Source organism: Pseudomonas sp. ATCC 13867 (genome assembly GCF_000349845.1).
In the GTDB taxonomy this organism is placed as follows: domain Bacteria; phylum Pseudomonadota; class Gammaproteobacteria; order Pseudomonadales; family Pseudomonadaceae; genus Pseudomonas.
This window is the reverse complement of record NC_020829.1, coordinates 4,009,928-4,022,956: the sequence shown is the minus strand read 5'-3', so window position 1 is coordinate 4,022,956 and position 13,029 is coordinate 4,009,928. Positions and strand designations below refer to the sequence as shown.

Genomic DNA, 13,029 nt, shown 5'->3' with positions numbered 1-13,029 from the left:
TCTGCTCAGTTGCGGATCTTGGCCGTGATGAAGGCTTGCAGGTCGGACAGGGCGACAGGCTGCGACTCGGCGTCACGGCGGCCCTTGTACTCCAGGGTGCCTTCGTCCAGGCCGCGCTCGCTGACGACGATGCGGTGCGGGATACCGATCAGCTCCATGTCGGCGAACTTCACGCCGGGACTGGTCTTCTTGTCGCGGTCGTCCAGCAGCACTTCGAAGCCGGCGGCGGTGAGGTCCGCGTAGAGCTTGTCGGTGGCGGCGCGCACGGCCTCGTTCTCGTACTTCATCGGCACGATGGCGATCTGGAAGGGCGCCAGGGCGGCCGGCCAGAGGATGCCGCGATCGTCGTAGTTCTGCTCGATGGCGGCGGCGACCACGCGGGATACGCCGATGCCGTAGCAACCCATGATCAGGGTGACCGGCTTGCCGCTCTCGCCCAGTACAGAGAGCTTCATGGCTTCGCTGTACTTGGTGCCGAGCTGGAAGATGTGGCCGACTTCGATGCCGCGACGGATCACCAGGGTGCCCTTGCCATCCGGGCTCGGGTCGCCTTCGACGACGTTACGCAGGTCGGCGATTTCCGGTACCGGCAGGTCGCGTTCCCAGTTCACGCCGAAGTAGTGCTTGTCGTCGACGTTGGCGCCGGCGGAGAAGTCGCTCATCAGCGCGACGGAGCGGTCGATGATGCAGGGCAGCGGCAGGTTCAGCGGGCCGAGGGAGCCGGGGGCGGCGCCGATGGCGGCCTTGATGTCCGCCTCGCTGGCCATCTGCAGCGGGCTGGCCACCAGCGGATGGTTGCCGGCCTTGATCTCGTTGAGTTCGTGGTCGCCACGGACGATCAGGGCAATCAGCTTGCCTTCTTCGGCTGCATGCACCACCAGGGTCTTGATGGTCTTCTCGATGGGCAGGCCGAACTTCTCCACCAGGGCGGCGATGGTCTTGGTTTCTGGAGTGTCGACCAGACGCAGCTCTTCGCTGGCCGCGCCGCGAGCGGTCTCGCGGGGCAGGGCCTCGGCTTTCTCGATATTGGCGGCGTAGTCGGTGGATTCGCCGAAGACGATATCGTCCTCGCCGGAGCCGGCCAGCACGTGGAACTCGTGGGAGCCGCTGCCGCCGATGGAGCCGTTGTCGGCTTGCACGGCACGGAAGTCCAGGCCCAGGCGGGTGAAGATCTTGCTGTACGCGCCGTACATGACGTCGTAGGTCGCCTGCAACGAGTCCTGGCTGGTATGGAAGGAGTAGGAGTCCTTCATGATGAACTCGCGGCCGCGCATCAGGCCGAAGCGCGGACGGATTTCGTCACGGAACTTGGTCTGGATCTGATACATGTTGATCGGCAACTGCTTGTAGCTGTTCAGCTCGTTGCGCGCCAGATCGGTAATCACTTCCTCGTGGGTCGGGCCGACGCAGAAGTCGCGGTCATGGCGATCCTTCAGGCGCAGCAGCTCGGGGCCGTACTGCTGCCAGCGGCCGGATTCCTGCCACAGTTCGGCGGGCTGGATGGCGGGCATCAGTACTTCCAGGGCGCCAGCGGCGTTCATTTCCTCGCGAACGATGGTCTCCACCTTGCGCAGTACCCGCAGACCCATTGGCAGCCAGGTGTAGAGGCCGGACGCCAGCTTGCGGATCATGCCGGCGCGCAGCATCAGCTGATGGCTGATGACGACCGCATCGGAAGGGGTTTCTTTCAGAGTGGAAAGCAGGTACTGACTGGTACGCATCGTTGGCCGTTATGTCGGTTGCGAAGAGGGATATAGGTTGGGCATTGTACGGTGCAGGTCTGGCTGCGTACAGGGCGCGGCGGGCAGAGACGGAGGAGCAAGGTGAGTCGACTGAATGCAGCGCAGGTGCAGACGTTCATCCGGGCTGGATTGCCGATGGCGGATGACATGGATTTTCGTATCGATGCGCTGGAGGGGCGTAGCGCGTATGCGCGGATTCCGTTCCACGGCAAGCTGGTTCGCCCCGGTGGAACGGTTTCCGGCCCGACCATCATGGCGCTGGCGGATGCGGCGATGTATGCAGTGATTCTGGCTCAGTTGGACAACGTCGAGATGGCGGTTACTTCCAACCTCAATATCAACTTTCTCAGCAAGCCGAAGCCGGAAGATCTTCTGGCGGAAGCAAAGATATTGAAGCTGGGGCGTCGTCAGGTGGTTTGCGAAGTGGCTGTCTTCTCGGTCAGTAATCCGCAGGAGTTGGTTGCCCATGTAACGGGCACATATGTATTGCCCATGTAACGGATACGTTCGAAATTGTAGGTAAGTTGCAATAAAAAACCCGGCAGAAGCCGGGTTTTTTATTGTTTGCAGTTCGCTCTGTATTACAGGACGGACAGCGGGTAGTCGACGATCAGGCGGAACTCGTCGACCTTGCCACCGGTGCTGTCGTCGCCACGGTGCCAGGCTTGGCGGATACGGAAGGACAGGTCCTTGGCCGGGCCGCTCTGCAGTACGTACTTGGCCTCGACGTTGGTCTCGCGCTCGCTGTCGTCATTGCCGTAGGCGCCTTCGTAGGCAGTGCCGTCAGCGTGGGAGCCGTCGATATCCTTACCGCTGATGTAACGAGTCATGAAGCTCAGGCCGGGAACACCGTACTCAGTCATGTCCAGGTCGTAACGGCCTTGCCAGGATTTTTCGCCCGGGCCGTTGAAGTCGGAGTATTGAATCGAGTTGGCGAGGAAGATCGAGTCGCCGCCACCGTTGTTGTCACCGATACCGATGTAGTCGAACGGAGTATCGCCGTTGACGTCCTGGTAGGCCAGGGTGAAGGTGTGCGCGCTGATGGTGTAGGCGGCAGCCAGCGAGAAGGTGTTGTTGCTGATGTCACCCAGCTTGGCATCACCCGAATCGCGGGTGTTGTAGTAGTTGAAGTCGAAGCCCAGCGATTGGTTGTCTGCGATCGGCAGGGTGTAGTTCAGGTTGGCGTAGTACTGGTCCCAGAGATCTTCGACCTGGGCGCCGTACAGCGATGCGCTGAACTGATCGTTGAACTGGTATCTGCCGCCTACGAAGTCGGCGGAATCGGCAGTCTCGCCACCATATTGCGCCCAGATCTCGCCGTCGCGGTTGGTGGTGTCATAGTTGGTGCCGGAGTAGTAGTGACCGCCTTCCAGATCCAGGCCTTCGATTTCGCTGCTCATCAGGGCGATACCGCTGGCAGTCTGCGGCAGCAGGCGGGTGCCGCCTACGGCGAATACCGGAGCGGTGGGCTGCATGTCGCCGATTTTCAGTTCGGTCTTGGAGATACGGACCTTGAGGGCTGCCCCAGCCTTGCCGTAGTCGTCAGCCTTGTCGCCGTCGTCGTGGAGTGGCAGGTTGCCGGTCTTGCCGTAGCCGCTGCCGCCGTCAAGTTTCAAACCGAGGTAGCCGAAGGCATCGACGCCGAAGCCGACGGTGCCTTGAGTGAAACCGGAGTTGTAGTTGGCCAGGAAGCCTTGGCTCCAGTCGCGGGCGTCGGTAGCGCCACCGGTATTGCTACGGTTGAAGTAGTAGTTGCGAACCAGGAAGTTCAGGCTGCTGTCTTCGACAAAGCCCTTGGATTCAGCCTGATTGCCTACGAAGGGCTCGGCCATTGCCAGTTGCGTGGTGCCTGCAGAAACCGCCAGGGCGATGGCGCTCCACTTCATCACTTTCATTGTGATTGCTCCTTTGGTTTTGAAATTATCTGCCATCACAGTGCCGCGGTGACGGCTCATTCTTTTTGTCGGCGCTAACTTATAGCACGCGTGTTGTCTTGGCGATAGTTGCCCAATTAATCACGCGAAAACTTTACGGGGCTGTCGCAAACCTGCATGAACTATGTCGCATTCAGGTAGATTCGATGTTGCAAAAAGAGATTGCTCCCCCTGGTTTACGGCATGTTGTTGGTTGCGTCAGCCGGCGTGGTTCGATTCTCCATTGACCACTTCCGGATTCCGTACGTCGCGCTGCCTGTGGGGCAGTGTAGCGGCCATATCCTTGCCCCCGTCCATTGGCCAGCAAAAAACGTGCACAAATGTTCCGTTATTGCTTCGCATCTCCGGATGTGCGGCGCGATGATGCATTTCACGGGTTCCTTTGTGGTTTTGCAATAAAGGGAGAATAGCGGCGCCTCTTTCAGGGCGGTGCCGTATCGGCTGGTTTAACGATTTTTCTATGCATTTCGGTGTTCTTGTCCGAGGGATCAGTTCCGCTGGCCTGCCGTCGGAATCAGCTCGGCATGCATTGCGCACGCTCCTGGGGCCTTGTGGAGGATGCCCGCTCCGGGGAAGTGCAGTACGCGGTCGTATTCGCTGGCGGGGCGCTCTAGTATCCTTCGCGCCCTTCGCCCCGGTGGGGCTAGTCTTATCAATACGTTCGTCGAACAGGAGATGTGGTTATGTTCGTCCTGGATTCCCGTCTCGAGCAGGACACCGTCCCGGTGGGGGATTTTCCGTTGAGCAGTCTGCTGCTGATGAATGACTCGCAGTATCCGTGGTTCATCCTGGTGCCCCGGCGCGAGGACGTCAGCGAACTGTTCCAGCTCGATCCCGATGATCAGCAGCAGCTCTGGAGGGAGGCTACGCAGCTGGCGGAAACCCTCAAGGACACTTTCAGCGCCGACAAGATGAACGTTGCCAATCTTGGAAACGTCGTCAGTCAGTTGCATGTGCATGTGATCGTGCGGCGCCGCAATGATGCGGCCTGGCCGGGGCCGGTCTGGGGGCGTCATCCGGCGGTACCTTACGGTGTCGAAGAGCTTGCCCGCCTGCGTGAGAAACTGCGCATGGTGCTGGGCGATGAGTTCCGTTTCGTGCAGGAGTGAGTGATGGAGCTGGAGGATCGGGTTGCGGACCTGGAGAGCCGGCTGGCGTTCCAGGACGATGCGTTGCAGACCATGAGCGATGTGGTCTACGAACAGGAGCGGGTGATCGAGCGTCTGCGCCTGCAGATGCAGGCGTTGATCAAGCGTCTCGAGGATCTGCAGGGGCAGGTGGGCGTCGCAGACGATGAGGCGCCGCCACCGCACTATTGAGCCCAATAAAAAGCCCGCCGATTGGCGGGCTTTTTATTGGGCGTTCAGCGGCGGTTGGGAAGGGCCGCTATCACGTCCTCGGCCTGCAGTCCCTTGTCGCGCTGGACGACGGAGAACTCCACGCGCTGGCCTTCGATCAGGATGCGGTGGCCTTCGCCGCGGATGGCGCGGAAGTGCACGAAGATGTCCTCCCCGGTGTCGCGGGAGATGAAGCCGAAACCCTTGGAGGTGTTGAACCACTTCACGGTGCCGGTTTCGCGATTTTCGTCGCTGACCGGAGCCGTATCGATGGGGCGGGGTTTGTTCAGGTCAGCGGCCCATTGCAGGACGACGGCGGCGGCCAGGCTCAACAGCGGCAGCAGGATGGCCGGCTGATTGCCGATGAACGGCAGCGGGGCAAGCAGGATCAGCACTTGCAGTACGACAGCCAGGACGACCAGGGCGGTCGACAGGCTTTGCAGTGCCGCCGGCTGCTTGAGGTTGCTGCTCGGGGCGAGCAGCAGGCTGGTCAGGCCGAGCAGTGCAAGATAGATGGCATCGCTTTGTTGCAGGTAGGGCAGGGCATCGTTGCGCAAACTGGGAGCGAACGACAGCAGGAGTGCTGCGACGCCCGTCAGGAGATGGACGACTTTCAACATGGCTACGGATTCACCTTGAGCGGGTAACGAAAAAAAGCAGCCGTCCAGCGGAGCGACGCTGAAAAGTGTATGAAAGCGTGCCGGACAGCCTATGCGCGAAGCGCACGGCAGTATTTAACCGCAATCCAGTTGCCTTCTCAAATCAACCGGTTAGGCCATTCGTAGGGGGAGGGGGCCCGCTCGGTGGTGGGCTCCCTATATAAAGAAGAGTTATTCGGCGAGCAGGCTGCGAAGCATCCAGGCAGTCTTTTCGTGAACCTGCATGCGCTGGGTGAGCAGGTCGGCGGTGGGTTCGTCGTTCACCTTGTCCAGCAGGGGGAAGAGATTGCGGGCGGTGCGGACCACGGCTTCCTGGCCTTGCACCAGTAGGCGGATCATCTCCTGGGCGTCTGGCACGCCTTCCTCTTCCTTGATCGAGGACAGGCGTGCGTAGGCGGCGTAGGTCCCCGGGGCGGGGAAGCCCAGCGCGCGAATGCGCTCGGCGATGCTGTCCACGGCCAGCGCCAGTTCGGTGTATTGCCCCTCGAACATCAGGTGCAGGGTATTGAACATCGGCCCGGTGACGTTCCAGTGGAAGTTGTGGGTCTTCAGGTAAAGGGTATAGGTGTCCGCCAGTAGGCGGGACAGGCCATCGGCGATGGCGGCGCGGTCCTGTTCGGCGATTCCGATGTTGATTTCCATGACGACCTCCTGGGGTGCGGCTTGTCTGTCGGTTCGTATAGTTGTGAGCCAGGCTAGCATCGACGTGTGGGTGGCGCTCTTGGCTTGTGTCAAGGTGATCGATAGGGTGTCTCTATCGATTTCGTGGCGACAAAGCGTGCGTCGGCGTGCAGGGGGCGGCGGCTGCAAGCCTTGGTTTTTTCAGGCTATAATCCCGCCTTTGCCGCGGGACGCGGGCCCGTGGCAGTGTGATCAGTCAAGGTGCCCCATGCCGATTTACGAGTACCAGTGCCAGTCCTGCGCGCATCAGCTGGAATCGCTGCAGAAGATCAGCGATGCGCCGTTGGTCGATTGTCCGGCCTGCAAGGCTCCCGAGTTGAAGAAGATGTTGTCGGCTCCGGGCTTCCGCCTGGGTGGCAGCGGTTGGTACGAGACTGACTTCAAGACCGGAGCGAAGAAGAATCTTGCCTCCGGCGATGCTCCAGCGGCCTGTCCGGCCACCGGTTGCGGTGGTGGCGGCTGCTCCGCCAGCGAATGAGCGGTTCCCTAGAATTCAAGACTTTCGAGAAGCGAAACACACCATGATGCGCAGCCACTATTGCGGCCAATTGAACGAGAGCCTGGACGGCCAGGTAGTCACTCTTTGCGGTTGGGTACACCGTCGCCGCGACCACGGCGGGGTGATCTTCCTCGACGTGCGTGATCGCGAAGGCCTGGCCCAGGTGGTGTTCGACCCGGATCGCGTCGAGACCTTCGCCAAGGCCGACCGCGTGCGCAGCGAATACGTGGTGAAGATCACCGGCAAGGTGCGCCTGCGTCCCGAAGGCGCGCGCAATTCGAACATGGCTTCCGGCGCCATCGAAGTGCTGGGTCACGAGCTGGAGGTGCTGAACCAGGCCGAAACCCCGCCGTTCCCGCTGGACGAGTACTCCGACGTGGGCGAGGAAACCCGCCTGCGCTACCGCTTCATCGACCTGCGTCGCCCGGAGATGGCCGCCAAGCTGAAGCTGCGCGCACGCATCACCAGCAGCATCCGCCGCTACCTGGACGACAACGGCTTCCTCGATGTGGAAACCCCGATCCTCGGTCGTCCGACCCCGGAAGGCGCGCGTGACTACCTGGTGCCGAGCCGCACCTACCCGGGGCATTTCTTCGCCCTCCCGCAGTCGCCCCAGCTGTTCAAGCAACTGCTGATGGTCGCCGGCTTCGACCGCTACTACCAGATTGCCAAATGCTTCCGCGACGAAGACCTACGTGCCGACCGCCAGCCGGAATTCACCCAGATCGACATCGAGACCAGCTTCCTGGAAGAAAGCGACATCATCGAGATCACCGAGAAGATGGTGCGCCAGCTGTTCAAGGAAGTGCTGAACGTCGAGTTCGACGAGTTCCCGCACATGCCGTTCGAAGAGGCCATGCGCCGCTACGGTTCGGACAAGCCTGACCTGCGTATCCCGCTGGAACTGGTCGACGTGGCCGACCAGCTCAAGGATGTCGAGTTCAAGGTGTTCTCCGGTCCCGCCAACGATCCCAGGGGCCGCGTTGCCGCCCTGCGCGTTCCGGGCGGTGCGAGCATGCCGCGCAAGCAGATCGACGACTACACCAAGTTCGTCGGCATCTACGGCGCCAAGGGGCTGGCCTACATCAAGGTCAACGAACGCGCCAAGGGCGTGGAAGGTCTGCAGTCGCCGATCGTGAAGAACATCGCCGAGCCGAACCTGAACGTGATCCTGGATCGCGTCGGTGCGGTCGATGGCGACATCGTGTTCTTCGGCGCCGACAAGGCCAAGATCGTCTGCGACGCCCTCGGCGCGCTGCGCATCAAGGTCGGCCATGACCTCAACCTGCTCACCAAGGAGTGGGCGCCGATGTGGGTCGTGGACTTCCCGATGTTCGAAGAGAACGATGACGGCAGCCTGACTTCCCTGCACCACCCGTTCACCGCGCCCAAGTGCACCCCGGAAGAGCTCGAGGCCAATCCGGCCGACAAGCTGTCCCGCGCCTACGACATGGTGCTCAACGGTACCGAGCTGGGCGGCGGCTCCATTCGTATCCACGACAAGGCCATGCAGCAGGCGGTGTTCCGCGTGCTCGGCATCGACGATGCGGAGCAGGAAGAGAAGTTCGGCTTCCTCCTCGATGCCCTCAAGTACGGCGCACCGCCGCACGGTGGCCTGGCCTTCGGCCTGGACCGCCTGGTGATGCTGATGACCGGCGCGGCTTCGATCCGCGAAGTCATCGCCTTCCCGAAAACCCAGAGTGCCGGCGATGTCATGACCCAGGCCCCGGGCACCGTGGATGGCAAGGCGCTGCGCGAGCTGCACATCCGTCTGCGCGAGCAGCAGAAGGCCTCCGAGTAAGTCGATTCAGATGGCAAGGGCGCCCGGACTCGGGCGCTGAATGCGAAACACTAGCGATACGGAGTGAGTTATGGCTGGTCATTCCAAATGGGCCAACATCAAGCACCGCAAGGAACGTCAGGACGCCAAGAAGGGCAAGATCTTCACCAAGCTCATTCGTGAGCTGACCGTTGCAGCCAAGCAGGGCGGCGGGATCCCGGCGGACAACCCGCGTCTGCGCCTGGCCGTGGACAAGGCGCTGACCGCCAACATGACCCGCGACACCATCGACCGCGCCATCCAGCGCGGCGTGGGCTCCAGCGAAGCGGACAACATGGCCGAGCTGACCTACGAGGGTTACGCGCCCAGCGGCGTGGCGATCATCGTCGAAGCGATGACCGACAACCGCAACCGCACCGCGGCCGAAGTGCGTCATGCCTTCAGCAAGTGCGGCGGCAACCTGGGCACCGATGGTTCGGTGGCCTACATGTTCGAGCGCAAGGGCCAGATCAGCTATGCGCCGGGGGTGAACGAAGAAGCCCTGATGGACGCCGCGCTGGAAGCCGGCGCCGACGACGTGGTGGTCAACGACGATGGTTCCATCGACGTCTTCACCAGCTTCGCCGACTTCATCTCGGTCAACGAAGCGCTGACCGAAGCCGGTTTCAAGGGCGAGGAAGCGGAGGTCGCCATGATCCCGTCGACCACCGCGACCCTGGATCTGGACACCGCGCAGAAGGTCCTCAAGCTGATCGACATGCTCGAAGACCTGGACGACGTGCAGAACGTCTACTCCAATGCGGATATCCCGGACGAGGTGATGGCCCAGCTGGGCTGATCCCTCCACCGGCGCTGGTCTGAAGCCGGAAGCGGGAGCGGTCGTCAGCGGCGCCTCCCGCTTCCGGTTTTTGTTATCTGAAGTACAGGTTACCGACAAGGTGTGATCGGACGGACATGACCCTGATTCTCGGCATCGACCCAGGCTCACGGATTACCGGCTTCGGCGTGGTGCGCGACACCGGCCGCGGCTGCGAGTACGTAGCGTCGGGCTGCATCCGTACCGGCAATGGCGAACTGTTCGAGCGCCTGCAGATCGTCTTTCGTGGCGTGCGCGAGGTCATCCAGACCTACCGGCCGAGGATGATGGGCATCGAGCAGGTGTTCATGGCGCGCAACGCCGATTCGGCGTTGAAGCTGGGGCAGGCGCGGGGCGCGGCCATCGTCGCGGCGGCGGAAGAAGGCTTGCAGATCGCCGAGTACACGGCCAGCCAGGTCAAGCAGGCGATTGCCGGCACCGGTGGTGCGGACAAGCAGCAGGTGCAGATGATGGTGATGCACCTGCTCAAGCTGACGCAGAAGCCGCAGATCGACGCCTCCGACGCCCTGGCCATCGCCCTGTGCCACGCGCACACCCGGCAGAGCCTGGTGCCGCATGGGCTGGTGGGTACCCGTCGACGTGGCGGCCGGCTGCGCCTGTGACCTCGAATCTAGCAATTAAGGACGCTTACCTGTGATTGGACGCCTGCGTGGCACCCTGGCGGAAAAACAGCCGCCGCACCTGATCCTCGATGTAAACGGGGTGGGTTACGAACTCGAAGTGCCGATGACCACGCTCTACCGTCTGCCCGGTGTCGGCGAGCCGGTGACATTGCATACGCATCTGGTGGTGCGGGAAGACGCCCACCTGCTCTACGGCTTCGCCGAGAAGCGCGAGCGCGAGCTGTTCCGCGAGCTGATCCGTCTCAATGGGGTGGGGCCGAAACTTGCGCTTGCACTGATGTCGGGTCTGGAAGTCGATGAGCTGGTACGCTGCGTCCAGGCGCAGGATACTTCCACCCTGGTGAAGATTCCCGGAGTGGGGAAGAAGACTGCCGAGCGTCTGCTGGTCGAACTCAAGGATCGCTTCAAGGCCTGGGAAAATATTCCGTCGATCGCGCCTCTGGTGGTGGAACCCATGCGGGTCGCCGCAGTCTCAAGCGCCGAGTCCGATGCAGTCAGTGCCCTGATCGCGTTGGGCTTCAAGCCGCAGGAGGCGAGCCGTGCCGTGGCCGCCGTGCAGGAGGAAGGTCTGTCCAGCGAAGAACTCATCCGCCGCTCGTTGAAAGGCATGGTCTAGGTGTAAATATCGATGATCGAAGCTGATCGCCTGATTTCCTCTGCCTCCGGCCGCGACCGCGAAGAGCAGTTCGACCGTGCCATCCGCCCATCGAAGCTGGCCGATTACATCGGCCAGCCGGTGGTGCGCGAGCAGATGGAACTGTTCATCCAGGCGGCCAGGGGGCGCAACGAAGCGCTCGATCACACGCTGATCTTCGGTCCGCCGGGCCTGGGCAAGACCACGCTGGCGAACATCATCGCCCAGGAAATGGGCGTGTCGCTCAAGAGCACATCCGGCCCGGTGCTGGAGCGCCCCGGTGATCTGGCGGCGTTGCTGACCAACCTCGAACCCAACGATGTGCTGTTCGTCGACGAGATCCACCGGCTGTCGCCCATCGTCGAGGAAGTGCTGTACCCGGCGATGGAAGACTTCCAACTGGACATCATGATCGGCGAGGGGCCTGCGGCCCGTTCGATCAAGCTGGACCTGCCGCCGTTCACCCTGGTGGGCGCGACGACCCGCGCCGGGATGCTGACCAATCCGCTGCGTGATCGCTTCGGCATCGTCCAGCGTCTGGAGTTCTACGGGGTGGATGACCTGTCCACCATCGTCAGCCGTTCCGCTGGCATCCTCGGGCTGGAGATCGAGCCGGCGGGCGCCTACGAGATCGCCCGGCGGGCACGGGGAACGCCGCGGATCGCCAACCGCCTGCTGCGGCGCGTGCGGGACTTCGCCGAAGTGCGCGGCACTGGCCATATCAGCAGCGACATCGCCGACAAGGCGCTGAACCTGCTGGACGTTGACGAGCGTGGCTTCGATCATCAGGATCGCCGCCTGCTGCTGACCATGATCGACAAGTTCGACGGCGGGCCGGTGGGTATCGACAACCTGGCCGCCGCGATCAGCGAAGAGCGGCACACGATCGAGGATGTGCTGGAACCGTATCTGATCCAGCAGGGCTATATCATGCGCACGCCGCGGGGACGGGTCGTCACCCGGCATGCGTATCTGCATTTCGGCCTGAACGTGCCGAAGCGGATGGGGGAGGGGACGACGTCGGATCTGTTCGTCCCTGAAGATGGTAATTAATTGCATTTGTAGACGATTGCCGATTGGCAAAATCTCTACTTGGTTCTAGAGTATGCGCGCGCAACACGGGGGTCAGCCGTTCCAGCAGCGGTATCGGGTCTATTACGAGGACACCGATGCCGGCGGCATCGTCTACTACGTCAACTACCTCAAGTTCATGGAGCGGGCTCGTACCGAGCGGCTGCGTGATCTGGGCTTTGCCCAGTCGCAGCTGGCGGGAGAGAACCTGCTTTTCGTCGTTCATTCGGCCGAGGCGCGCTACCACGCGCCGGCCCGCCTGGATGACGAGCTGCTCGTCAGCGCCGAGGTGGAGGAGTTGAACCGCGCGAGCCTGAAGTTTCGTCAACAGGTTCGGCGGGCGTCGGATTCGACCTTGCTCTGCGAGGGGCGATTCCTGGTGGCGTGCGTGCGGGCGGATACCCTGAAGCCCCGCGCTATCCCAGATGTGTTGCGTGCGGCATTTGCCGGCAGTCCGGACACCCTTTCAGCAGGAGATTAACGTGGAACCGAACGTCGTCGACCATACTTCGATGTGGAGCTTGATCAGTAACGCCAGCATCGTGGTACAGCTGGTGATGCTGACCCTGGTGGCCGCCTCGGTCACTTCGTGGATCATGATTTTCCAGCGCAGCAACATGATGCGCTCGGCGAAGAAGGCCCTGGAAACCTTCGAGGAGCGCTTCTGGTCGGGTATCGACCTGTCCAAGCTTTATCGCCAGGCCGGCAGCAACCCGGACCCGGATTCGGGCGTCGAGCAGATCTTCCGTGCCGGCTTCAAGGAGTTTTCCCGTCTGCGCCAGCAGGCCGGCGTCGATCCGGATGCGGTGATGGAAGGTGTGTCCCGCGCCATGCGCGTCGCCATCTCCCGTGAGGAAGAGAAGCTGGAAACCAGCTTGCCGTTCCTCGCCACCGTTGGTTCCACCAGTCCGTACATCGGTCTGTTCGGCACCGTGTGGGGCATCATGAACTCCTTCCGTGGCCTGGCCACCGTGCAGCAGGCCACCCTCGCCACCGTGGCGCCGGGCATCGCCGAAGCGCTGATCGCCACCGCCATCGGCCTGTTCGCTGCGATCCCCGCGGTCATCGCCTACAACCGCTTCGCCGCACGCTCGGAAACCCTGATCGGCCGTTACTACACCTTCGCCGACGAGTTCCAGGCCATCCTGCACCGCAAAGTGCACACCAGCGACGATTGAAGACGACGTAAGAG

15 protein-coding genes and 1 pseudogene are annotated in these 13,029 nt (G+C 62.1%); 11 read left to right on the top strand and 5 right to left on the bottom strand.

Going from position 1 to position 13,029, the window contains the following annotated elements; translation table 11 throughout:
- Positions 1-5: 5 nt before the first annotated feature.
- Positions 6-1,721 carry a proline--tRNA ligase gene (locus tag H681_RS17935; RefSeq protein WP_015478292.1) on the bottom strand — a complete coding sequence of 572 codons (1,716 nt, stop codon included), beginning with the start codon at positions 1,719-1,721 and terminating at the stop codon, positions 6-8.
- 111 nt (positions 1,722-1,832) lie between these two features.
- Between H681_RS17935 and H681_RS17930 the strand changes: the two genes are divergently transcribed.
- A complete protein-coding gene (locus tag H681_RS17930; protein ID WP_086009616.1) occupies positions 1,833-2,240 on the top strand; it encodes a PaaI family thioesterase in 408 nt (135 codons plus the stop codon).
- A gap of 83 nt (positions 2,241-2,323) precedes the next feature.
- Here H681_RS17930 and H681_RS17925 read toward each other — a convergent pair whose 3' ends face one another.
- Positions 2,324-3,637 carry an OprD family porin gene (locus H681_RS17925; RefSeq protein ID WP_015478290.1) on the bottom strand — a complete coding sequence of 438 codons (1,314 nt, stop codon included), beginning with the start codon at positions 3,635-3,637 and terminating at the stop codon, positions 2,324-2,326.
- A gap of 722 nt (positions 3,638-4,359) precedes the next feature.
- Here H681_RS17925 and H681_RS17920 point away from each other — a divergent pair.
- Positions 4,360-4,785, top strand: a complete 426-nt coding sequence (locus H681_RS17920; protein WP_015478289.1) for an HIT family protein — start codon at positions 4,360-4,362, stop codon at positions 4,783-4,785.
- Between the two features lie 3 nt (positions 4,786-4,788).
- Positions 4,789-4,995, top strand: a complete 207-nt coding sequence (locus H681_RS17915) for a SlyX family protein (protein WP_015478288.1) — start codon at positions 4,789-4,791, stop codon at positions 4,993-4,995.
- Positions 4,996-5,039: 44 nt separating this feature from the next.
- Here H681_RS17915 and H681_RS26445 read toward each other — a convergent pair whose 3' ends face one another.
- The 3 genes and pseudogenes from H681_RS26445 to H681_RS17905 all read right to left on the bottom strand — a co-directional run bounded on the left by H681_RS26445 (position 5,040) and on the right by H681_RS17905 (position 6,314).
- Positions 5,040-5,285 carry a cold-shock protein gene (locus tag H681_RS26445; protein WP_157883404.1) on the bottom strand — a complete coding sequence of 82 codons (246 nt, stop codon included), beginning with the start codon at positions 5,283-5,285 and terminating at the stop codon, positions 5,040-5,042.
- Between the two features lie 84 nt (positions 5,286-5,369).
- Positions 5,370-5,633, bottom strand: a pseudogene (locus tag H681_RS27135) (cold shock domain-containing protein membrane protein); the annotation flags it as partial.
- A 210-nt stretch (positions 5,634-5,843) separates the two neighbouring features.
- On the bottom strand, positions 5,844-6,314 hold the full coding sequence (locus tag H681_RS17905; protein ID WP_015478286.1) for a Dps family protein: 471 nt from the start codon (positions 6,312-6,314) through the stop codon (positions 5,844-5,846).
- A 247-nt stretch (positions 6,315-6,561) separates the two neighbouring features.
- Here H681_RS17905 and H681_RS17900 point away from each other — a divergent pair, with 247 nt between their 5' ends.
- The 8 genes from H681_RS17900 to tolQ all read left to right on the top strand — a co-directional run bounded on the left by H681_RS17900 (position 6,562) and on the right by tolQ (position 13,015).
- Positions 6,562-6,831 (top strand): FmdB family zinc ribbon protein, encoded by a 270-nt coding sequence (locus tag H681_RS17900; protein ID WP_015478285.1) that lies wholly within the window; start codon positions 6,562-6,564, stop codon positions 6,829-6,831.
- A gap of 43 nt (positions 6,832-6,874) precedes the next feature.
- Complete coding sequence (aspS, locus tag H681_RS17895) at positions 6,875-8,653, top strand: aspartate--tRNA ligase (RefSeq protein ID WP_080636236.1); 1,779 nt, start codon at positions 6,875-6,877, stop codon at positions 8,651-8,653.
- Positions 8,654-8,723: 70 nt separating this feature from the next.
- The gene (locus H681_RS17890; protein WP_015478283.1) at positions 8,724-9,470 is read left to right on the top strand and encodes a YebC/PmpR family DNA-binding transcriptional regulator; all 747 of its coding nucleotides are present in this window, start codon (positions 8,724-8,726) and stop codon (positions 9,468-9,470) included.
- Positions 9,471-9,586: 116 nt separating this feature from the next.
- Complete coding sequence (ruvC, locus tag H681_RS17885; protein ID WP_015478282.1) at positions 9,587-10,111, top strand: crossover junction endodeoxyribonuclease RuvC; 525 nt, start codon at positions 9,587-9,589, stop codon at positions 10,109-10,111.
- Positions 10,112-10,142: 31 nt separating this feature from the next.
- Positions 10,143-10,748, top strand: a complete 606-nt coding sequence (gene ruvA, locus H681_RS17880; protein WP_015478281.1) for a Holliday junction branch migration protein RuvA — start codon at positions 10,143-10,145, stop codon at positions 10,746-10,748.
- 12 nt (positions 10,749-10,760) lie between these two features.
- Positions 10,761-11,819: a Holliday junction branch migration DNA helicase RuvB gene (gene ruvB / locus H681_RS17875; protein ID WP_015478280.1), complete on the top strand. Its 1,059-nt coding sequence runs from the start codon at positions 10,761-10,763 to the stop codon at positions 11,817-11,819.
- A gap of 52 nt (positions 11,820-11,871) precedes the next feature.
- A complete protein-coding gene (gene ybgC, locus H681_RS17870; RefSeq protein ID WP_015478279.1) occupies positions 11,872-12,318 on the top strand; it encodes a tol-pal system-associated acyl-CoA thioesterase in 447 nt (148 codons plus the stop codon).
- A gap of 1 nt (position 12,319) precedes the next feature.
- The gene (gene tolQ, locus H681_RS17865) at positions 12,320-13,015 is read left to right on the top strand and encodes a protein TolQ (protein WP_015478278.1); all 696 of its coding nucleotides are present in this window, start codon (positions 12,320-12,322) and stop codon (positions 13,013-13,015) included.
- Positions 13,016-13,029: the final 14 nt, after the last annotated feature.

Bases quoted from the DNA above. Each gene is read 5' to 3' on its own strand.
- ruvB (WP_015478280.1), top strand. From the start codon at position 10,761: ATGATCGAAGCTGATCGCCTGATTTCCTCTGCCTCCGGCCGCGACCGC.
- H681_RS17920 (WP_015478289.1), top strand. From the start codon at position 4,360: ATGTTCGTCCTGGATTCCCGTCTCGAGCAGGACACCGTCCCGGTGGGG.
- H681_RS17915 (WP_015478288.1), top strand. From the start codon at position 4,789: ATGGAGCTGGAGGATCGGGTTGCGGACCTGGAGAGCCGGCTGGCGTTC.
- H681_RS17900 (WP_015478285.1), top strand. From the start codon at position 6,562: ATGCCGATTTACGAGTACCAGTGCCAGTCCTGCGCGCATCAGCTGGAA.
- ruvC (WP_015478282.1), top strand. From the start codon at position 9,587: ATGACCCTGATTCTCGGCATCGACCCAGGCTCACGGATTACCGGCTTC.
- H681_RS17905 (WP_015478286.1), bottom strand. From the start codon at position 6,314: ATGGAAATCAACATCGGAATCGCCGAACAGGACCGCGCCGCCATCGCC.
- aspS (WP_080636236.1), top strand. From the start codon at position 6,875: ATGATGCGCAGCCACTATTGCGGCCAATTGAACGAGAGCCTGGACGGC.
- ybgC (WP_015478279.1), top strand. From the start codon at position 11,872: ATGCGCGCGCAACACGGGGGTCAGCCGTTCCAGCAGCGGTATCGGGTC.
- H681_RS17935 (WP_015478292.1), bottom strand. From the start codon at position 1,721: ATGCGTACCAGTCAGTACCTGCTTTCCACTCTGAAAGAAACCCCTTCC.
- H681_RS17925 (WP_015478290.1), bottom strand. From the start codon at position 3,637: ATGAAAGTGATGAAGTGGAGCGCCATCGCCCTGGCGGTTTCTGCAGGC.
- H681_RS17890 (WP_015478283.1), top strand. From the start codon at position 8,724: ATGGCTGGTCATTCCAAATGGGCCAACATCAAGCACCGCAAGGAACGT.